Genomic DNA, 20,012 nt, shown 5'->3' on the forward strand with positions numbered 1-20,012 from the left:
AAGCCTATCGCAATTTCGACTCTGATGCCTTAAATCCAAGGGAGGCCCATGGAGGGGCTGAAAATGGCAAGTGTTTTTGATGTAGCGGATTTTATTCTATCCAAGGCTGGTAAAATGACCGCGATGAAATTGCAGAAGCTGGTCTATTACAGTCAAGCTTGGTCATTGGTTTGGGACGAGAAACCTCTGTTCCCGGAGCGTATTGAGGCTTGGGCAAATGGGCCTGTTGTACCTGCACTTTTCACAGCCCATCGTGGCGAATTTGAGGTTTCAGAAGAACCTGACGGCTCCAAAGACAACCTTACAGTAGACGAAGCCGAGACAGTTTCGGCTATTCTCGACAGTTACGGTGCGCAAACAGCACCTTGGTTAAGTGACCTTACTCATCGTGAAGACCCGTGGCGTGATGCACGTTCTGGCGTTCCAGAAGGCGGTCGTAGTAACGCAGAGATTAAACCTGCGGCCATGGCTGAATACTACGGCAATATTTGAGGCAAGAATTAGAGTTGGCAAAGACCAAGACTCCGAAGATTTCCGAAACGCCTGCGCCTAGCAAAACGCCTAAGTGGAGTTCTGAGCCGAGTATTGGTGGCGAAGGACCGCTTTCATGGAAGTTTAACGGGTGTGATCACGGCGGCCCCTTTAGCTGGGCAAAACTGGATGATGCGAACGCTCGGTCAGTGCTCAATTGCTTGGGCGAATTTGAAGACAAGCCATGGACTGATATCGAGAAAACAGGTTCTCATCCTATCGAGTGCTACAAACTTGAAAAGCCCGCGAGAGATCAACTTCAACGCTTAGATATGGATGATCAAGATAGCCTAATTTCTTTTCGAATATCAGGTGCTTGTCGAGTGTGGTGTGTAAAGGACGGGTCCAAAATGCGTGTTCTATGGTGGGACCCTGACCATCAGGTGTACGAGGTCCCGAAGGATCGAGGGGACAGAAAGAAAAAACACCGCCGCCGGTAAATGTCAAACCGTATCAATCCCCTAACGCCAGCCGCCACAAACACCCTTCCGGCCCAAAGTCCTGCACCACATGCCCCTGAGTGCGATACCTGCAAAGCGACTGATACGCACGGTTGTAGGCGGCATGGTGGCTAAGGTTCGGCACTGCCTTCTCTATCAACTTACCTAACTCTGAGGCGGTCTTAGGCCCATCCCTGAGCGCGTTCATTATGAGTCGTTTGGCATCCCCGCGCTTCATTGGCCTGTCTTGGTGCCAGTCGGTCCAGCCCACGCCCCGCATGTCGAGCAACACTTCGGCCAGCTTGCCTTCGGTGCCACCCTGTTTGCGTAGTGCCAGTAGCGCGTTGTTGATAGTCTTATCCTGCATACCCGTATTATGGATTCACAGCCTTGTTTTTATAAGGTATGTTGTTGGTGCGTTTGATACATAAGGCCGCAAATATCTCGGGGGTGTGGGGGCTGGCCCCCACGCGTGGCGACGCCAAAGGCGGCGCAAAACCTCAGGGTTTAAATGGCGCCATACCCGCGCGCGCCAATTCATCAGCGCGTTCGTTTTCTGGATGTCCCGAGTGTCCTTTGACCCATTCCCATGTCACCTGATGGCGCGCCTGCGCCGCATCCAATCGCTTCCAGAGTTCCACGTTTTTCACCGGCTTCTTTGCGGCATTTACCCAGCCGCGTTTCTTCCAGCCATGAATCCAAGACGTGATCCCGTCTTTGACGTAGGAACTGTCGGTCACAACGGTCACGACGCTGGACCGCTCCAAGGCTTCCAGTGCCGAAATCGCGGCCATCAGCTCCATCTGGTTGTTGGTGGTGTTGGCCTGTCCGCCGTTCAACTCGCGTTCCTTCAGGACGTTTTCGCCATCCTTCGCAATCAGAATGGCGCCCCAGCCGCCGGGGCCGGGATTGCCTGAGCAGGCCCCGTCAGTATAGGCAAAAAGATCAGGCATTTCAGTCCTTTCGAGCGCGAATAGTCACCCATGGTGAGGCATCACCGGCTAAACCGGGGGCCATGCCTTCGTCAACGGCAAGAATGGAAAAACCGGCGTTCGTCAGCAATTCCGACAGCTCTGGAATAGTCACAAATGTGTACATGCGCCCCAAACGGTCGCGTGTCGCGTCCGTTCCGGTCTTCATCGCAACGCTGAACACGCCTTGATCGCGCAACGCGGTGGCTATTGCGTCCAAATGACGTGGAAGGTCGTCCCGGTTGGCGTGCAGCAAGGAAAAATTCGCCCAGACGCCATCGTAGTCCGCAATCATGTCCAGTTCGTCAAACGTCAGTTTGCGCGCACCCAGATCGTGAAGGTCATTGGCGATCTTGATCATCCCGTCCGATGCATCGACTGGATCACATTCAAATCCGGCGGTGCGCATATGGGCAGAGGCGGTCGCAGGGCCGCATCCCAGGTCGAGCACCCGCCCACCGTTTGGCAGCAGGTTCATAAATGCGATCAGTTGCGCATCGGGACGCGACTTCGCGAATTTTGCGGCATAGTCGCCAGCGGCGGTGTCATAGAAAGCAATGGTTTCGTCATCGATCATCACAGCACTCCGGTCAGTAGGCAAAGTACGACAATCGCGGTCAGCAAAACGCGCAATTTCATCCACCACGCAGGTGCCAGCCCTTGCCGCCAAAACTGCCAGTCGAGCAACAGAAGGCCGATGAAACCTGCGATCAGGTTCATGCTTGCGGTAACTGCGCCGCCGCCCGTCATAAAGAACGCCCATAAGGCAGGGAGCACTGACAAAATATAGCCGCCCGTGGCCTTTGCACCGTCGGCCTTCGTAGCAAAGCCCCACAACACGCCCGACATGAACGACAGGATCACAGCGCCGTAGTAAAGCTGCACGTAAGGCCCAACAAAACGGCTCCCAATTATACCCGAGGCCTGCAAGCCAAGTGTCGGCACCAGTGTGGTCAACGCACCCCAAACAAAAGGTACAAGCCCAGCCAACCCCAACAGAAGAGCGGATCGCGGGATGTTTTGCGGTGATGTCATGTGACCCTCATGTCTTGGTGCGCCCTCGATCAAGCACACGACTGTCGATTCTTTGACGTTTTCCAAATCCCCGCCGGAGGCTCCCGTCGCTTAGAAAAAGCCCCGACTGCCCGTTTAAGCGGGTTCGCGCAAAACACGCGGCACTTTGAATTCAACGTTTTCGACCGCTGTTTCAACCATCTCGACTGTCACATCAAAGCGGTCTTTGAAGGCGTCGATGACTTCGTTGATCAGTACTTCTGGGGCGGATGCACCGGCGGTGATCCCCATGGATGTGATGCCTTCAAGTGCCCGCCAGTCAATGTCGGTGGCTCGCTGCACAAGTTGCGCATATTCGCAGCCAGCGCGTGCGCCGACCTCTACCAAGCGTTTCGAGTTGGACGAATTGGGCGCCCCAACCACAAGCATCGCATCGCATTTTGGCGCCATTGCCTTGACCGCTTCTTGGCGGTTTGTGGTGGCGTAACAGATGTCTTCTTTGTGCGGTCCGATGATCGCGGGGAACCGGTCGCGCAGGGCCGCGACGATGTCTTTGGTGTCGTCCACCGACAGGGTGGTTTGTGTCACAAAGGCCAGTTTGTCAGGGTTGCGCGGTGTGACAGTCGCCACGTCAGCGACGGTTTCCACCAGTAGCACTTCGCCGTCTGGCAACTGCCCCATGGTGCCGACGGTTTCAGGATGACCTTCGTGACCGATCATGATCATTTGCAGACCGTTGTCGGCATGACGCTGCGCTTCGATGTGTACCTTGGATACAAGCGGGCAGGTGGCATCGACGTAGACCATTTCGCGTTTTGCAGCGGCTGCGGGAACTGCTTTTGGCACACCATGCGCGGAAAAGATCACAGGCCGGTCGTCGGGGCATTCATGCAGTTCTTCAACGAATACGGCGCCTTTTTCGCGCAACCCGTCGACCACAAATTTATTGTGGACGATTTCGTGGCGGACGTAGACAGGTGCCCCCCATTTTTCCAACGCCATTTCAACAATCTTGATGGCCCGATCTACGCCCGCGCAAAAGCCGCGCGGCGCTGCAAGGTATAGCGTTAGAGGGGGCTTTGTCATGACTGTCTCCGGCTTGGCTTGTTGTAGAGGTAAGCCTTCGTAGCGGCGGCGTCCAGAGGGCCAGGTTTGATCCAAAGGGGCGCCTGCGGCGCAAGCCATGTTAGGCGGTCAGTCGATGTGGTCAAAATGGGCGTTGCGCAGCCGAACGAACAGGTGCGCAACGCGTTTGTCATGAACAGAAGCAGGCCGCCTTATGCGTCCGTGGTTTCTGCCGCTGTTTCTTCAACGCGCGGTTCGCGTGTCGGACGACCGATCACGTCGCGCAATTCATCCAGTTCGATGAAGTTGTCGCACTGACGGCGGAGCTCGTCTGCGATCATTGGCGGTTGGCTGCGGATTGTGGACACCACAGAAACCCGTACGCCTTTGCGCTGCAGTGCTTCAACAAGTGGCCGGAAATCACCGTCGCCCGAGAACAGCACAACGTGATCGACATGTGGCGCAAGTTCCATAGCATCGACAGTCAATTCGATGTCCATGTTCCCTTTGACTTTACGCCGTCCCATAGAGTCAGTGTATTCTTTGGCCGGTTTGGTCACCATGGTGAAACCGTTGTAATGCAGCCAATCCACGAGTGGACGGATTGGCGAATACTCATCGTTTTCCAGAAGTGCTGTGTAGTAGAAGGCCCGTAGCATTTTGCCGCGGCGCATAAACTCTGCGCGAAGCAATTTGTAATCGATGTCAAAACCAAGCGATTTCGCTGCTGCATAAAGGTTCGAGCCATCAATGAAGAGCGCGAGACGCTCGTCACGATAAAACATGGAAAAATTCCTTTCAAAATACAAAGCTTGCACAAACCGTGAGTGTGAGTGGTAGATGCCGTGCAAGCTTCAATACAAATAAGGATATTCCGTTGACCTCGCAAGTCCAGCCAAAGCCACGTAAGCATCACGACGTTGTGGTTGCTTTAGGGGCTAACCAGCGGTCAAACCTCGGAAAACCTGAGGAAACTATCAATTTGGCCTGCGGCGTCCTATCCGAACGGGTAGGTTTTTCTATACGTAAAAGCCACCTGTATCAAACGCCCGCTTTTCCGGCAGGCGCGGGGCCGGATTTCGTGAATGCGGCGGCGGTTTTCAAGACGCATTTATCACCTGACGCAATTTTGCAGATTTGTCATGAGATCGAAGAAATGGCAGGCCGTACCCGCGAAATCCGGTGGGGTCAGCGGACCTTAGACATTGATTTAATTGCATTTGATGACGTCGTGCTGCCTGATCATACCACCCACGAAAAGTGGCGAATGCTGCCGTTGGAAGACCAGGTTCGCCTGTCGCCCGATCAATTGATTGTGCCGCACCCCCGCCTGCAAGATCGCAGTTTCGTGCTGGTCCCGATGGCGGATGTGGCCCCTGACTGGCTTCATCCAATTTTGGGCCAGACGACACGGCAGATGCTGGATGGGCGACCTGCCGCCGAAAAAGACACGGTTTGTCCGCTGGATGCGGCGTGAATCTGCTTGTCAATTTCTATTTCTGCGCCTAAAGACGGGGCTTCCTAGGAATCCACCCGCTGAATTGGAGTGCGCTCATGGCTCGCGTCACCGTAGAAGATTGTGTCGATAAAGTCCCTAACCGGTTTGAACTGGTCATGTTGGCCGCACATCGCGCCCGCGAAATCGCATCCGGTTCTCCGATCACTGTTGGCCGCGACAACGACAAGAACCCTGTTGTATCACTGCGTGAAATCGCGGACGAAACACAGACTGCTGACGATCTGCGCGAGCGCATGATCGAAGCAAACCAGACGCAGATCGAAGTGGACGAGCCAGAAGAGGACAGCATGTCCTTGCTGATGGGCGCAGAAGCTGACAAGCCTGCAGAGGACGACATGTCCGAAGAGAAACTGCTGCGTGCCCTGATGGAAGCGCAAGGTCAACGCTAAGGCGCGACCACGAATAAAGGCGCAGGACGAGATGACGACTGCTGACGATCTGATCGCTCTGGTCCGCGCCTACAACCCTCGTACAAATGAACAGATGTTGCGCGACGCCTATGCGTTCGGCGACGAAATGCACGACGGTCAATTCCGCCATTCGGGCGAGAAATACTTTACCCATCCTGTTGCTGTGACTGTCATCCTTGCTGAACAGCAAATGGATGACGCGACCCTTGTCACCGCTTTGCTGCACGACACGATTGAAGACACGAAGGCGTCTTTTGCCGAAGTCGAAAAACGGTTTACCCGCGAAATCGCTGAATTGGTGGATGGCGTCACGAAGCTGACGAATCTGCAGCTGAACTCGCGCGAAACGAAACAGGCTGAAAATTTTCGCAAACTGTTCATGGCCACATCTCGTGATCTGCGGGTGACGCTGGTTAAACTGGCTGACCGTCTGCACAACATGCGCACGATCAAATCCATGCGCCCCGATAAGCAGGCCCAGAAGGCTCGCGAGACGATGGAAATCTTTGCCCCGCTCGCCGGACGCATGGGGATGCAGTGGATGCGTGAAGAGCTGGAGGATTTGGCGTTCCGCGTTCTTAATCCTGAGGGCCGCAATTCCATCATCCGCCGTTTCATCACGTTGCAGCGTGAAACAGGTGATGTGGTCCAAAAGATTACCGCTGACATGCGGGTCGAACTGGAAAAGGCGGGAATCAGCGCAGAGGTCGTGGGCCGCGCCAAGAAACCCTATTCGATCTGGCGCAAAATGCAGGAAAAAGACCTGAGCTTTTCGCGGCTGTCCGACATCTACGGGTTTCGCGTGCTGACGGCGACAGAGGCAGATTGTTACCGCGTACTTGGGGTGATCCACCAGCGTTGGAAATCTGTGCCGGGTCGGTTCAAAGACTACATCAGTCAGCCCAAAACAAACGGCTACCGGTCGATCCATACAACTGTATCAGGCCGTGACGGTAAACGCGTAGAGGTCCAGATCAGAACCCGCGAAATGCACGAAGTCGCCGAAACTGGTGTCGCCGCGCATTGGTCCTATAAAAACGGGGAACGTGTTGAAAACCGCTTTGCCGTTGATCCTGTCGAATGGATCAACAAGCTGACAGAACGGCTGGATCAGGAACAAGGTCACGAGGAATTCCTCGAGGCTGTGAAGCTTGAGATGTATCAGGACCAAGTGTTCTGCTTCACACCGAAGGGCGACGTGATCAAACTGCCGCGCGGCGCTACGCCCATTGATTTTGCCTATGCGATCCACACACGGATTGGGTCTGCCATTGTGGGGGCTAAAGTCGACGGATTGCGGGTGCCGCTGTGGACGCGTTTGAAGAACGGTCAATCGGTCGAAGCGATCACCGCCGAAGGCCAGACTCCGCAAGCGACTTGGATTGATATTGCCGTGACGGGCCGCGCCAAAACGGCCATCCGCCGGTCGTTGAAAGAAGAAGATCGCGATCGGTTCATCAAACTGGGCAGCGAACTGGCGCGGGTTGCGTTTGAAAACGTTGGCAAGAAATCAACCGACAAGGCGCTTCAAACGGCAGCCAAAGCATTGGCGATTGAAAGTGTCGATGAATTGCTGTGCCAACTTGGCAGCGCAGAAATCACGGGCCGCTATGTCGTTGCCGCGATCTATCCAAAGCTTGTCGAAAAAGAAGGCGAACAGATTGCGGCGAACCGTGCGGTGGTGGGCCTCTCCCCGAACCAGCAGCATCGCCGTGCGCGGTGTTGCCAGCCTGTACCGGGCGAACGGATCATGGGGATTACGTATCGCGGCGAAGGCGTGGTTGTGCACACCATTGATTGTGACGCGCTGGCCGATTTTGAAGACCAGCCAGAACGTTGGATTGATTTGCAATGGCAGGATGGCGTGCACGGTGCAGTCAACGCTGTGACGCTTGATTTGACAATCACGAACGACGCGGGCGTTTTGGGCCGGATTTGTACCTTGATCGGGGAACAGACGGCCAACATCTCGGACTTGAAGTTCATCGAGCGCAAGCCAGATTATTACAGGTTGATGATGGATGTCGACGTCAGTGACGTTGAACATTTCCATCGGGTGCAAACAGCCCTTGAAGCCGACAGCAATGTGTCATCCATTGGCAGGCATCGCGACCCCGGGTTGGCGAATGTCGAACGAAGCGGCACCTAAGAGGACGTAAACTTGGTTTTTAAGCGCAGGGATAGACGCCCGGTCTGGCAAGTGGTTGCCGACTTTATCTATCCGCGCGGTGGGTGGTCGCGTGCGGCCCAATACGTCAAACACCGAGTGCGCAGGCTTCCCGATACCCCTGAAAAGATTTCGCGCGGGGTGTGGGCCGGTGTTTTTACTGCATTCACCCCGTTCTACAGCATGCACTTTGTCGTGGCGTTCCTGTTGGCGCGTCTCATGCGTGGGAACGTGTTGGCCGCGCTTATGGGCACGTTTTTCGGCAACCCGCTGACCTATGTTCCGATCGCGGTCGCCTCGCTCGGGACCGGACACTGGTTGCTCGGAACCCGTCCGGTTGACGACGTTGATGCGTCGATTGGGGCAAAGTTTGGCGGCGCGTTTCACGATCTATGGCACAACTTTCTGGCCATTTTCACACCGGCACGTGCCGATTGGCGTGGTCTGGCGATTTTCTATGACGAAGTGTTCTATCCCTATATGATCGGCGGGATCATCCCTGGCATTATTTGCGCGACGTTTTGTTACTACCTGTCTGTGCCGCTGATCAGCGCCTACCAGAAACGCCGCCAGAAGGTGCTCCGCGCAAAATTGGCATCGTTACAAAAGAATACTGGGCAAAACGATGACGGCGGTCCAACGTCGGGCTAGATGCTGCGTTAATCGATTGCAAAGGACACTGCGATGACCTCTTCAAAACTACGGCTTGGCGTGAACATCGACCATGCGGCGACTGTGCGGAATGCGCGGGGCGGGGCGACCCCCGATCCGGTGCGTGCGGCGTTGCTGGCGCAAGAAGCAGGCGCTGATGGGATCACAGCCCACCTGCGCGAAGATCGGCGTCATATTCGTGATGCCGACATGGCCGCCATTGCCGAAGCGATTGACATCCCACTGAATTTCGAAATGGGCGCCACGGAAGAGATGCAAAAGATCGCGCTCGCCACGAAACCGCATGCTGTCTGTCTGGTGCCAGAACGCCGCGAAGAACGCACCACCGAAGGTGGGCTTGATGTGGCTGGTGATGATAACCGCCTTGCGGCCTACATTGCCCCATTCAAAGACGCAGGCACCCGCGTGTCGATGTTCATTGGACCAGAGATTGCACAGGTCGAAGCATCGGCGCGGATTGGCGCGGACATTATCGAACTGCACTGTGGTTTGTACTGCGATCTGCACGATGAAGGGCGTTTTGATGAACGCGATGCCGAACTTGCGCGCCTGACGGCGATGGCGACCCATGCACATGGTTTGGGTCTTGAAGTCCACGCAGGCCACGGTCTGTCGTTTGACAATGTGACGCCCGTCGCAGTGTTGCCTGAGGTGGTCGAATTGAACATCGGACACTTCATCATCGGCGAAGCGATCTTTACGGGCCTTGGTCCAGCAATCAAAGAAATGCGCCGTATCATGGACGCGGCGCGGGGCCTTTCATGATCCAACATATTGTGATGCTTGGCCTGCCTGAAGGCTACGACGCGGATGAACTTGATGCTGTGATGCAAGGGCTCGCCGCGCTTGATCTGCCAGGGTTCACAGGTTTCACCCATGGTCCAAACCGCGATCTTGAACACAAGACGCCTGATTATCCTTATGGCTTTATCGGCACGTTCACCGACACCGACGCGTTGCGGATTTACGCGGCACATCCGGGTCACAAGGCGCTTGGCGGACGGTTGGTGGCACTCTGCGGTAGTGGTGATGCAATCATGGTGATCGACCTTGAAGTGCCGGCCACCTAAGCGCATCCTTAGGCGATAGACCGGAGATGATTATGAAATCGATTTTATCTATTCCGCTGGTGGCGCTGTTTGCGACCCCACTGGCCGCGCAAACCGTCAGCGATTGTGACTGGGAATCCAGCGCCCGTAATTTGATCGAACCTTGGGAAGACCACACAAAGGTCTTTGCCGAAGGGGCCGTGCGCCTTGCCATGTTGGACACGGTCGAACCGGCTGTCGCGGCGATGCATCTGTTGGTCTTATCCCCGCCCTATGACGAAGTCGGCGACAGGCAGTGCAAGACGCTTGGGTCCGGCGACCGCATTGGGTTCAGCGGGATCAGGTGGGACGCCCTAACGGCCGGATATGATCCGGCGGTTGGGTTGATCTTTGAAGTCCCCGTTAGCCGATACGATCCCGAAAGCGACGGGTTCCCGACCAGCCTGTTGTCGTTCACGCTGAACCAATCCACAGGTGAAATCGACGCGGTCATTTTGGCGGATACGGAATGATCCTTGGCATCGGGACCGATCTGGCGAACATCGAACGGATCTCGGGAACACTGGAACGGTTCGGGGATCGTTTCAAAAATCGCGTGTTTACGGATGTCGAACAGGCCAAAGCCGAACGCCGCCGCGACGTGGCTGGCACCTATGCGAAACGCTGGGCCGCGAAAGAGGCCTGTTCAAAAGCGCTGGGCACGGGGCTTTCCATGGGAATCGCGTGGAAAGATATGTCGGTCACAAACCTGCGCACCGGCCAACCCGTGATGCATGTCACAGGCTGGGCGAAGGACCGTTTGGACCAAATGACGCCCCCCGGACACGAAGCCACAATTCACGTCACATTGACCGATGATCACCCGTGGGCGCAGGCCTTTGTCGTGATTGAGGCCAATCCCCTATAAATCAGTGGCGTTTTCCAGCTTTGCCGTTGTGGCATCGCTTGACACAGCGCAGTGTCGCCCGCATGTAGCCTTGCAACTCATCAAAGGAATTTGCCCATGTCCGAAGAGCCCGGATTTTTCGCAAGCGTCAAAGAAACCGTTAAGACGGTTGTCTATGCCTTGCTGATTGCAGGCCTGTTTCGGACGATCTTTTTCCAGCCGTTCTGGATCCCGTCAGGGTCCATGAAAGATACGCTGCTGATCGGGGATTTCCTGTTCGTGAATAAGATGGCGTATGGCTATTCCTACGCGTCATGCCCGTCGATCCGCATCCCGGCTGTTGGCATTGATATTGGTGCTGATGATTTCTGTGGGGTGTTCGAAGGCTCAAACGAACGTTTCTTGGGCTCTGAACCAGAGCGCGGCGATGTTGTCGTATTCCGTCATCCTGTGACGGGGCGTGATTTCATCAAACGTCTGATCGGTATGCCGGGTGACCGCATCCAAATGATCGACGGTGTTTTGCAGATCAACGACGAGGCTGTGATCCTCGAAGATGGCGGCGTGTTCGAAGAGGTGATGGAATACCAAGGCCCGCAAGGCCTGCGTCCGCGTTGTGAAAACGGCGCTGTGGGGCAGGGCGCGATTTGTGAAAAGTCGCGTCAGTACGAAACACTGCCCGGTGGCACACGTCATTCGATCCTGAACATCGGCGATCAGTTTTCTGACAATACAGGCGTATTTACAGTGCCGGAAGATCACTTCTTCTTCATGGGCGATAACCGCGACAATTCCACTGACAGCCGTGTCGCACAAGAAGCACGCGGTGTTGGATTTGTCCCGCGCGAAGATATCGTTGGTCGTGCAGACCGTGTGATGTTCTCGTCCGCTGGTCGGTCCATGCTGGCGTTCTGGACATGGCGCAGCGACCGTTTCTTTAAGGCGATTGAATGAAGCTTTCGGCGGAACTTGCTGCTTTTGCAAAACGGATTGGCCATGATTTTGCCGATCCGTCCCTATTGATCCGCGCGGTCACGCATTCGTCGATGATGTCCGCGCATCGCGACGATAACCAACGGCTCGAATTTTTGGGCGACCGCGTGCTGGGTTTGGTGATGTCCGACGCCTTGCTGAAGGCTGATACGGATGCGTCCGAAGGCCTGCTTGCGCCGCGGTACAACGCGCTTGTGCGCCGTGAAGCTTGCGCAGATGTTGCCCGCCAGATTGATATCGGTGCTGTCCTGAAACTCGGTCGGTCCGAGATGAAATCAGGTGGGCGGCGCAAAGAAGCGTTGCTGGCTGATGCAATGGAGGCTGTGATCGCTGCTGTGTTCTTGGACGCAGGGTTCGAGACCGCCCAAAAGATGGTCGTGACCCTTTGGGGTAATCGCATCTATAATGTGGCTGACGACGCGCGCGACGCCAAAACCGCCCTGCAAGAATGGGCGCAGGCCCGTGGCGAACCGCCGCCCGCCTACGTCGAAGTGGCCCGCTCTGGCCCAGACCATCAGCCGGTATTTACGATTGAGGCGCGCCTGTCCTCCGGTCCCGCTGAAAAAGCGACCGCCGGATCAAAACGCCAAGCCGAACAAGCCGCCGCAACCGCCCTTTTGAAGAAAGTCGACCCATGACAGACACAACACGCGCCGGATTTGTGGCCCTGATCGGCGAACCAAACGCCGGTAAATCAACGCTTTTGAACCGGATGGTTGGCGCGAAGGTGTCCATCGTGACGCACAAAGTGCAAACAACGCGGGCGCGTATTCGGGGCATCGCGATTGGCGGTGAATCCGGTGAAGCGCAATTGGTTTTCATCGACACACCGGGCTTGTTCAAACCGCGCCGCCGTCTTGACCGCGCGATGGTTGCAGCCGCGTGGACCGGGGCAGGGGACGCGGATATCGTCGTTCTGATGATCGAAGCGCACCGCGGGATCAGCGAAGGCGTGAAAGCGATCCTTGCGTCGCTAGAAGAACGCACAGGTGGGGGCAAAGTGGCCTTGGCGATCAACAAGATCGACAAGGTGAAGACCGAAGCGCTGCTCGCACTGACGTCCGAGATGAACGAACGCTACCCTTTCGCGGAAACCTTCATGATCTCCGCTGAACGCGGGCATGGTGTGAAGGCGCTGAAAACATGGCTTGCTGGTGAAGTGCCTGCCGGCCCGTGGTTGTATCCCGAAGATCAGATCGCCGACTTGCCGATGCGCAATATCGCGGCCGAGATTACACGCGAAAAACTGACGCTGCGCCTGCATCAGGAATTACCATATGAGCTGACGGTCGAAACCGAAAACTGGGAAGAACGCCCCGACGGGTCATGCCGCATTGATCAGGTCGTTTACGTCGCTCGCGATGGCCACAAAGGCATCGTGCTTGGCAAGAAAGGCGAAACCGCGAAAGCCGTGAACACGGCGGCGCGGTTGGAACTTGAAGAATTCCTCGGGCGTCGCGTCCACCTGTTTGTGCAGATCAAAGTGCGCAAAAACTGGTTGGAAGAAAAAGAACGTTACTCAGAAATGGGTCTCGAATTCAAAGACGGCAACGCTTGAAACTGACGGCTGACATCTGGGTGTCGGCCTATTTGACGCGCCTGCGCCTGTCCGAAATTCCCGCTTTTGTCGTGCGAAAAGGGGATGCGACAGCGGGGGCGGTGCTGATCAAGCTGAACACGCTTGATGGGCGGGCCTGCTGTTATCAACGCAGTTTCGATCTGATGACGGGCGACCGGAAATGGGTCGTGCTGTCGGACGGGCCCGAGGGCGATGTCGACGGGTCAATCGCAAAACAACGCGGCTTTGATCCTGATCTTTGGGTGATTGAGGTCGAAGATAAACAAGGCCGCCACCTGTTGGATGAACCTGGCTTGGACTGAGTTGTTGCGGGTGGAAGAAACAGGTCGCCCGCCCTTTTCAACGCGTCTGTTTCCCCCCACATTAGCGCCATGATCAGTTGGACCGATGACGCAGCCCTTTTGGCCACTCGCCCGTTTGGGGAAACCTCGGTCATTATCGAAGTGTTCTCCGAAGAACACGGGCGTCATGCAGGCGTCGTGCGTGGCGGCACCAGCCGTAAGGTTGCACCGTTGTTGCAGCCCGGCGCGCAGCTATCGGTCACATGGAAAGCGCGGCTTGATCAGCACCTTGGGTCGTTCACGGTTGAACCCATTCGCAGCCGCGCCGCTGCTGCAATGGGCGACAGGTTATCACTGGCGGGGTTGAACGCGGTCTGCGGTTTGCTGACGATGGTGCTGCCCGAACGCGAAGCCCACGCGCCGCTGTATGACCGCACAATGGGACTGCTTGATTTGCTGGGGCAGACGGATATCTGGCCGTTGGCCTATTTGCGGTGGGAACAGGCGTTGCTTGAGGAAATGGGTTTCGGCATGGACCTGTCCGCTTGCGCTGTACGCGGCGTGAACGAAGACTTGGCGTTTGTATCGCCCAAGTCCGGCAAAGCCGTCAGCCGCGACGCTGCAGGCGAATGGGCGGATCGTTTGCTGGCCTTGCCCCCCGTGCTTGCGGGCAAAGGCGACGCCACGCCCGACGAGATCGTCAAAGCATTGGCCACAACGGGCTATTTCATTGAAAACCGCCTGATCAAAAGCCTTGGTGATCGCCCAATGCCCGCAGCACGCGCCAGATTGTTGGATGCGATCGGCCGTTATTCGACCTGAAATACCATTTCGCGGTCGTCTGTGTTGGACAGGATCAGCACATTTTCGAATGCTTCCGCCAACGTCATGTCTGCGAGCGTGGCGAAATATATCTGCTCTGCCGCGAGATCGGGGCAGGCCATGCGCGTGCTTACGATGGGGTCAAGGTTGAACCACGGATAGGGGAGGGTTTGCGTGCTGTGAAAGTTGTTGCAAGGGCCGCGCCCTGTCACGCTGCCGTTGTCGCCGAAGCTAATCGTCGCGCGCGCCGCAAAATCAGTGCCATCGATGTCTATCAGTCTATAGGTCGCGTCGCGCACGGCGTAGCCTGATATGGTTTCATCAGGGCCGCAAGCGGTGAGCAAAAGCACGATGGAAAGAAAACGAAGCATGGTGTTGCGTCGCATTGCAGGCCCGCGAAGGCAAGCCTGCTACACGTATGTTTTACCCAAGCAGCCGCCGGGCGATGACTTGCGCTTGGATTTCTGCGGCACCTTCAAAGATGTTCAGGATACGCGCATCACACAGGATACGGCTGACTTTGTATTCCAGCGCAAAGCCATTGCCGCCGTGGATTTGCAGCGCATTGTCCGCACAGGCCCAAGCTACGCGCGCGCCTAGCAATTTCGCCATACCCGCTTCCAGATCGCAACGGCGGTCGGCGTCTTTTTCCGCAGCGGAGAAGTAGGTCAACTGGCGTGCCACCATGATTTCAACAGCCATCATCGCCAGTTTGCCCGACACACGCGGGAAGTTGATCAGTGACTTGCCGAATTGTTTGCGGTCCTGTGCGTACTGCATCCCGACATCAAGCGCGGATTGCGCCACACCAATGGCGCGGGCCGCCGTTTGGATGCGTGCGGATTCAAAGGTTTGCATCAATTGCTTGAAACCTTTACCAGTCTCGCCGCCCAGCAGATTTTCGCCTTTCACGGCAAACCCGTCAAAGGCCAGTTCATATTCTTTCATGCCGCGGTACCCGAGAACTTCGATCTCGCCACCGGTCATGCCGTCGGTTGGGAACGGGTCTTCGTCTGTGCCCGGGGTCTTTTCTGCAAGGAACATCGACAGACCTTTGTAGTCGGTCGTGTCGGGATCGGTCCGTGCGAGCAATGTCATCACTTGGGTGCGGGCGGCGTGGGTGATCCACGTTTTGTTACCGGTTACTTCCCAATCGTCGCCCTTCTTCACCGCACGTGTACGCAGCGCGCCAAGGTCGGATCCGGTGTTGGGTTCTGTGAATACGGCCGTCGGCAGGGTTTCAGCGCTGGCCAATTGCGGCAACCACTTCTGTTTCTGCTCTTCGGTACCGCCGCACAAGATCAATTCGGCTGCGATTTCGGACCGCGTGCCGAGAGACCCAACACCGATGTAGCCGCGCGATAATTCTTCGGAGACGACACACATCGATGATTTCGACAGGCCAAAGCCGCCGTATTCTTCAGGGATTGTCAGGCCGAACACGCCCATTTCGGCAAGTTCGTCGATAACTTCCATCGGGATCAATTCGTCGTTCAGGTGCCAATCGTGGGCAAATGGTTCGACCTTTTCGACCGCGTAGCGGCGGAATTGGTCGCGGATCATTTCCAGTTCTTCATCCAGACCGGACGCGCCCACGGTCACATTTGCGGACTGTTCCTGCATCAGCTCGACAAGACGGGTGCGGGCGGTCTGCGTGTTGGCGTTGTCAATCAATGCTGCGACTGCACTGTCCGTTGCGAAAGCTGCCTGATCCGCCGCTGACACGCCCATGTCGCGCAAACGGATCATTTCGCCTTGGTTCATCTGGATGCCACCAGCGATCTGCGCGAGGTATTCGCCAAACGCGATCTGGTGGATCAAATGTTCTGTTTCGCCAAACTTGCCGTCAGCCATTAAACGATCAGCCCAAGCCTGCATTTGCTGCAAGGATTGGTCGTATGTGGCCAACCAAGCATAACCATGCGCCGCCGTTTGGTTTTCTTCGATCAGCGCGCCGGAGATGCGCCCGCCGTCTGTGGTCAGCGCTGCGACGCTGGTTTTTGCGGCTTGCACGATGGTCGCCACGGCGGGCAACGACGCGGCGGTCTGGGCCAATAGATCAGGCATTCCTGCGGTTGCGATCAGTGTCATGTCTTGTCCGTCATGGGCCATGGGGCGACTCTCCTGCTTGTGCAGGTGCAGAGATAAAGTGTTTGCATCCGCAGCGCAACAATCATTCGTCGGATAATACACTTTTGAACAAAAGTGTCGCAGTGGCTTGCCTGACTGCGAGCCCGCCCTACGAAAATAAGTCTACATAACCGCAGATATCGGCAAGTTCGGGTATTTGTTCTGCAGGCAGTACTTCGAATGTTGTCCGGTAAAGGGTTTCGCCGGCATAGGACGCTTCGATCTGCCAAAAGCCGGGCAAGAGTTCATAGTCAAAGTCGAACTGATAAAACGTCAGGGAAGGGTCAGTGCCGCGAATGGTTGACGCGAACGTCTGCACAGTTTGGCCTGTCGCGCCCATAGGCGGGTGGGTGACCGTCATCTGCACGCCGTTGATGCCATCAATATCAAGCGCCTGCGACTTGATCCCGAACCCGATCCCAAGCACCGCAGGCACCCGCCGCGTCGCTGCGACAAACGCAGGCTCTTCTTCAATAACATGGGTCGTGCCCGCGATCGTACCGGGGGCTTCCCGCACGCCAAGCGTATCTGGTGCGCAAATGACCCCGACTTCCATACTGGCAATCGCCGGCGCCTTTACATCGGGCTGCGGGGCTTGGGCAAAAGCCACAACGGGCATACAAATAAGCAAAGCGAGAACATGTTTCATAGCGTGTTCGTAACCCAATTCGGGTAAATGCGCCAAGCTTTGTTCAACTTAAACGTCTAGGTTGGCTGCGATCTGCCCTTTGATTTGGGCGAAATCGGCTAAAGATTGGGCCCATTGGTCAAGATGCCCTCCCGCGATCAAGGTCTGCGTGGCGGCATCGCCAATCATGCGGGACACGGCGTCGGGGTCGCTCATGTGGGTTAGGACTTCGGTGATCATATCCAAAAGGGCGCGGTTTGCCGGGACGCCATACGTCTTGCAAAGCAGTTTAAGACGACGGCTTTGGGCATCCAAATCGGCTTGCGTGGCGGCATCCATCGCGGTGTCCTCTCGACCAAGCGGGACGATCCACCACGCCAGATAGGCCAGATCCCTGTTCCGTGGCGCAGGCCCTGCTAGATCAAAATCGAAGACGCCAATCACCGCACCGTTCGTGTCGAACGTCATGTTGTAGGGGGCAAAATCGTTGTGGCAGATGACCTCATGCTGCAACGGGTCAGGGTGGCTGTAAGCCCAAGGCACCGTCGCATCCGTCAAGGACAGGGTGGCGTTATGAATGCGGCGTAGCAGGCGGGCTGCTGATAAAAGTGCTGTGTCTTCGGTCCATAAGTTTGTTGGAAAATCGGTATCGCCCGACACAAAGCGCAGCATCTGGCGGTTGTTGTCGTCGATCCCCAAAAACTGCGGAACGCCGTTCACACCCGCCGCCGCGAGTTTTGTCAGCAGCGCCTGTGTCGCGGGCGTATTTGCCGTGACGGGTTTGCGGATCGTGTCGCCAACGCGCGTGACGCCAGCGGCGACGTTGCCACCGGTCAGGGGAATTTCATCATCCATGGCGGGCAGGTGTTCCAAAGGAGTGCGAACAAAGAAAAAGGGTCAGGCGCATCGCCCGACCCTAATTGATCGTCTTCAAGGTGCAAGCAGGGCTTACCCGATTGAAGCTGCCTTTACGTCCGCGTCGATGAACGGCACGTACTTTTCAAAGTTGTCGCTGAACATGCCGACCAGCTTTGCGGCCTGTGCATCGTACGCGTCCTTGTCAGCCCACGTGGCGCGTGGGTCGAGCAATGTGGCGTCCACACCGTCGCATGTCATCGGGACTTCGAAGCCAAAGTTCTCGTCTTTGCGGAACTCGTTTTCGACCAGTGATCCGTCGAGCGCTGCGGACAGCAATGCGCGGGTCGCTTTGATCGGCATCCGTGATCCGGTACCATAAGCACCGCCGGTCCAACCTGTGTTCACCAGCCAGCATGTCGCACCATGTGTCGCGATCTTTTGCTGTAGCAACTTGCCGTAGGCCTCTGGGCGGCGTGGCATGAAAGGTGCACCAAAACAGGTCGAAAATGTTGGCTCTGGTTCGGTCACGCCGCGTTCTGTGCCCGCAACCTTTGAGGTGAAGCCGGACAAGAAGTGATACATCGCTTGCGCAGGTGTGAGGCGGCTGATTGGGGGCAGTACGCCGAACGCATCACATGTCAGCATGATGATGTTCTTCGGATGGCCACCCAAGGCGCTTTCGGACGCGTTGCCGATGTAGTTCAACGGGTAAGCGCAGCGCATGTTCGCGGTCAGGCTATCGTCGTTGAAGTCCAGTTCTTTGGTTTCTTCGTCGAACACCATGTTTTCGATAACCGTGTGTGGCATCGAACATGTGGCGTAGATTTCAGGTTCGGCCTCTGGGTCCAGACCGATGGTCTTCGCGTAGCAGCCGCCTTCAAAGTTGAAGGTGCCGCGATCTGACCAACCATGTTCGTCGTCGCCGATCAGAACGCGGGATGGGTCAGCGGACAGCGTTGTCTTGCCAGTACCGGACAGGCCGAAGAACACCGCCGTATCAACCGGATTGTTTGGCGCGTGGTTGGCAGAGCAGTGCATCGGCATGATGCCTTTTTCTGGCAACAGGTAGTTCAACAATGTGAAGACCGACTTCTTGTTCTCGCCAGCGTATTCGGTGCCGCCGATCAGGATGACCTTCTTTTCGAAGTTCAGCGCAATGACCGTTTCAGACCGGCAGCCGTGCTTTGCTGGGTCTGCTTTGAACGACGGGCAGTTGATGATGGTGAAGTCCGGTGTGAATGTCTCAAGCTCGGACGCCTCAGGGCGACGCAGCAGGTGACGAATGAACAGAGAATGCCATGTCAGCTCTGTGATCACGCGGACATCAAGGCGGTGCGCAGGGTCAGCGCCGCCGAACAAATCCTGCACGTCAACGCGGCCGCCTTGCATGTGGGACAGCATATCCGCGTAGAGAATGTCGAATTTGTCCATGTCCATCGGCGGGTTGTTTTCCCACCAGATCGTGTCTTCGACAGATGGCGTGCGGACAACGAATTTGTCCTTCGGGGACCGACCCGTGTGCTTGCCAGTGGTAACAAGGAATGTGCCACCTTTGCCTTCAACACCTTCACCAGCCGCGATTGCAGCGGCCTGTAATTCGGGTTCAGAGCGGTTATAATACACATAACCCAGCCCTTTGATGCCTTGATCCTCAAGCTTCATCTGCGGGTTGACCGTTCCTTGGTCCATGGGTTCGCTCCTTTTGGCGTTTGGGGTCTGTTTGACCTAAAACTGTCATATCAGTGGATTATGATCCGCCTAGCCCCCTTGCGCTAACGTTAGCGCTACCAATTTTATGTTAGCGCAAGCACGAAAAAGTTAGCGCTACCATCAATGGGCTGGCGTGCACGTTAAGGTGGCCGTAACGTTAATAGAGGCAAATAAGGCACGAATTTGGCACTGATTCGCTGAACGGCTTGATTCGCTACACCAAAAAGGTGAATGATTCCGCTCAGTAGTGGGCAGAAACCAACAAACAGAGCAATAAGGGGCAAATC

General features: G+C 56.2%; 25 protein-coding genes. 14 read left to right on the forward strand and 11 right to left on the reverse strand.

Annotation, left to right across the window (positions count from 1 at the left end):
- Nucleotides 1-48: 48 nt before the first annotated feature.
- A complete protein-coding gene (locus AC0L7R_RS03980) occupies nucleotides 49-492 on the forward strand; it encodes a type II toxin-antitoxin system antitoxin SocA domain-containing protein (RefSeq protein ID WP_473658965.1) in 444 nt (147 codons plus the stop codon).
- A gap of 492 nt (nucleotides 493-984) precedes the next feature.
- Here the strand turns inward: AC0L7R_RS03980 and AC0L7R_RS03985 are convergent, their stop codons facing one another.
- From AC0L7R_RS03985 to AC0L7R_RS04010, 6 genes are all read right to left on the reverse strand, one after another.
- Nucleotides 985-1,338 carry an ArsR family transcriptional regulator gene (locus AC0L7R_RS03985; protein ID WP_473658967.1) on the reverse strand — a complete coding sequence of 118 codons (354 nt, stop codon included), beginning with the start codon at nucleotides 1,336-1,338 and terminating at the stop codon, nucleotides 985-987.
- A 133-nt stretch (nucleotides 1,339-1,471) separates the two neighbouring features.
- Entirely contained in the window at nucleotides 1,472-1,924 is a 453-nt protein-coding gene (gene rnhA, locus AC0L7R_RS03990; protein WP_473658969.1) for a ribonuclease HI, read from the reverse strand.
- 1 nt (nucleotide 1,925) lies between these two features.
- Nucleotides 1,926-2,519, reverse strand: coding sequence for a methyltransferase domain-containing protein (locus AC0L7R_RS03995; RefSeq protein WP_473658971.1), 594 nt, complete (start codon nucleotides 2,517-2,519; stop codon nucleotides 1,926-1,928).
- The gene (locus AC0L7R_RS04000) at nucleotides 2,519-2,977 is read right to left on the reverse strand and encodes a DUF3429 family protein (RefSeq protein ID WP_473658973.1); all 459 of its coding nucleotides are present in this window, start codon (nucleotides 2,975-2,977) and stop codon (nucleotides 2,519-2,521) included. The genes AC0L7R_RS03995 and AC0L7R_RS04000 overlap by 1 nt, the downstream gene beginning before the upstream one ends.
- Before the next feature lie 114 nt (nucleotides 2,978-3,091).
- Nucleotides 3,092-4,042 carry a 4-hydroxy-3-methylbut-2-enyl diphosphate reductase gene (ispH, locus tag AC0L7R_RS04005; RefSeq protein WP_473658975.1) on the reverse strand — a complete coding sequence of 317 codons (951 nt, stop codon included), beginning with the start codon at nucleotides 4,040-4,042 and terminating at the stop codon, nucleotides 3,092-3,094.
- 191 nt (nucleotides 4,043-4,233) lie between these two features.
- The gene (locus tag AC0L7R_RS04010) at nucleotides 4,234-4,806 is read right to left on the reverse strand and encodes a LabA-like NYN domain-containing protein (RefSeq protein WP_247129307.1); all 573 of its coding nucleotides are present in this window, start codon (nucleotides 4,804-4,806) and stop codon (nucleotides 4,234-4,236) included.
- Nucleotides 4,807-4,898: 92 nt separating this feature from the next.
- On the opposite strand from AC0L7R_RS04010, the gene folK reads away from it, so the two are divergent.
- From folK to recO, 13 genes are all read left to right on the forward strand, one after another.
- Nucleotides 4,899-5,498 (forward strand): 2-amino-4-hydroxy-6-hydroxymethyldihydropteridine diphosphokinase, encoded by a 600-nt coding sequence (gene folK, locus AC0L7R_RS04015; RefSeq protein WP_473658977.1) that lies wholly within the window; start codon nucleotides 4,899-4,901, stop codon nucleotides 5,496-5,498.
- A gap of 77 nt (nucleotides 5,499-5,575) precedes the next feature.
- On the forward strand, nucleotides 5,576-5,929 hold the full coding sequence (gene rpoZ, locus AC0L7R_RS04020; RefSeq protein ID WP_247129309.1) for a DNA-directed RNA polymerase subunit omega: 354 nt from the start codon (nucleotides 5,576-5,578) through the stop codon (nucleotides 5,927-5,929).
- Between the two features lie 31 nt (nucleotides 5,930-5,960).
- Complete coding sequence (locus tag AC0L7R_RS04025; protein WP_473658979.1) at nucleotides 5,961-8,099, forward strand: RelA/SpoT family protein; 2,139 nt, start codon at nucleotides 5,961-5,963, stop codon at nucleotides 8,097-8,099.
- Between the two features lie 12 nt (nucleotides 8,100-8,111).
- Nucleotides 8,112-8,768, forward strand: coding sequence for a DUF2062 domain-containing protein (locus AC0L7R_RS04030; protein WP_473658981.1), 657 nt, complete (start codon nucleotides 8,112-8,114; stop codon nucleotides 8,766-8,768).
- Nucleotides 8,769-8,801: 33 nt separating this feature from the next.
- Nucleotides 8,802-9,554, forward strand: coding sequence for a pyridoxine 5'-phosphate synthase (locus AC0L7R_RS04035; RefSeq protein WP_473658983.1), 753 nt, complete (start codon nucleotides 8,802-8,804; stop codon nucleotides 9,552-9,554).
- Nucleotides 9,551-9,859 (forward strand): Dabb family protein, encoded by a 309-nt coding sequence (locus tag AC0L7R_RS04040; protein ID WP_473658985.1) that lies wholly within the window; start codon nucleotides 9,551-9,553, stop codon nucleotides 9,857-9,859. The genes AC0L7R_RS04035 and AC0L7R_RS04040 overlap by 4 nt, the downstream gene beginning before the upstream one ends.
- Nucleotides 9,860-9,891: 32 nt before the next feature.
- Nucleotides 9,892-10,350: a hypothetical protein gene (locus tag AC0L7R_RS04045; RefSeq protein WP_473658987.1), complete on the forward strand. Its 459-nt coding sequence runs from the start codon at nucleotides 9,892-9,894 to the stop codon at nucleotides 10,348-10,350.
- Nucleotides 10,347-10,745, forward strand: coding sequence for a holo-ACP synthase (gene acpS / locus AC0L7R_RS04050; protein ID WP_473658989.1), 399 nt, complete (start codon nucleotides 10,347-10,349; stop codon nucleotides 10,743-10,745). The genes AC0L7R_RS04045 and acpS overlap by 4 nt, the downstream gene beginning before the upstream one ends.
- Nucleotides 10,746-10,841: 96 nt before the next feature.
- On the forward strand, nucleotides 10,842-11,678 hold the full coding sequence (gene lepB, locus AC0L7R_RS04055) for a signal peptidase I (protein ID WP_473658991.1): 837 nt from the start codon (nucleotides 10,842-10,844) through the stop codon (nucleotides 11,676-11,678).
- Nucleotides 11,675-12,355 (forward strand): ribonuclease III, encoded by a 681-nt coding sequence (rnc, locus tag AC0L7R_RS04060; protein WP_247129318.1) that lies wholly within the window; start codon nucleotides 11,675-11,677, stop codon nucleotides 12,353-12,355. Before lepB ends, rnc begins: the two co-directional genes overlap by 4 nt.
- Nucleotides 12,352-13,275: a GTPase Era gene (gene era / locus AC0L7R_RS04065; protein ID WP_473658993.1), complete on the forward strand. Its 924-nt coding sequence runs from the start codon at nucleotides 12,352-12,354 to the stop codon at nucleotides 13,273-13,275. Before rnc ends, era begins: the two co-directional genes overlap by 4 nt.
- Nucleotides 13,272-13,598, forward strand: coding sequence for a DUF1491 family protein (locus tag AC0L7R_RS04070; RefSeq protein ID WP_473658995.1), 327 nt, complete (start codon nucleotides 13,272-13,274; stop codon nucleotides 13,596-13,598). Before era ends, AC0L7R_RS04070 begins: the two co-directional genes overlap by 4 nt.
- 69 nt (nucleotides 13,599-13,667) lie before the next feature.
- Nucleotides 13,668-14,399 (forward strand): DNA repair protein RecO, encoded by a 732-nt coding sequence (gene recO, locus AC0L7R_RS04075; RefSeq protein WP_348106665.1) that lies wholly within the window; start codon nucleotides 13,668-13,670, stop codon nucleotides 14,397-14,399.
- Here the strand turns inward: recO and AC0L7R_RS04080 are convergent.
- The 5 genes from AC0L7R_RS04080 to AC0L7R_RS04100 form a co-directional block, all read right to left on the reverse strand.
- Nucleotides 14,387-14,770: an META domain-containing protein gene (locus AC0L7R_RS04080; RefSeq protein WP_473658998.1), complete on the reverse strand. Its 384-nt coding sequence runs from the start codon at nucleotides 14,768-14,770 to the stop codon at nucleotides 14,387-14,389. The two genes, recO and AC0L7R_RS04080, sit on opposite strands and share 13 nt — an antisense overlap.
- Nucleotides 14,771-14,822: 52 nt before the next feature.
- A complete protein-coding gene (locus tag AC0L7R_RS04085; RefSeq protein ID WP_473659000.1) occupies nucleotides 14,823-16,511 on the reverse strand; it encodes an acyl-CoA dehydrogenase family protein in 1,689 nt (562 codons plus the stop codon).
- A gap of 127 nt (nucleotides 16,512-16,638) precedes the next feature.
- On the reverse strand, nucleotides 16,639-17,178 hold the full coding sequence (locus AC0L7R_RS04090) for a DUF3859 domain-containing protein (protein ID WP_348106668.1): 540 nt from the start codon (nucleotides 17,176-17,178) through the stop codon (nucleotides 16,639-16,641).
- 48 nt (nucleotides 17,179-17,226) lie between these two features.
- Complete coding sequence (locus tag AC0L7R_RS04095) at nucleotides 17,227-18,012, reverse strand: phosphotransferase (protein ID WP_473659002.1); 786 nt, start codon at nucleotides 18,010-18,012, stop codon at nucleotides 17,227-17,229.
- 93 nt (nucleotides 18,013-18,105) lie between these two features.
- Nucleotides 18,106-19,704: a phosphoenolpyruvate carboxykinase gene (locus AC0L7R_RS04100; RefSeq protein WP_473659004.1), complete on the reverse strand. Its 1,599-nt coding sequence runs from the start codon at nucleotides 19,702-19,704 to the stop codon at nucleotides 18,106-18,108.
- Nucleotides 19,705-20,012 lie beyond the last annotated feature (308 nt).

The sequence above is a fragment of the Yoonia sp. D2-7 genome, from assembly GCF_055809435.1.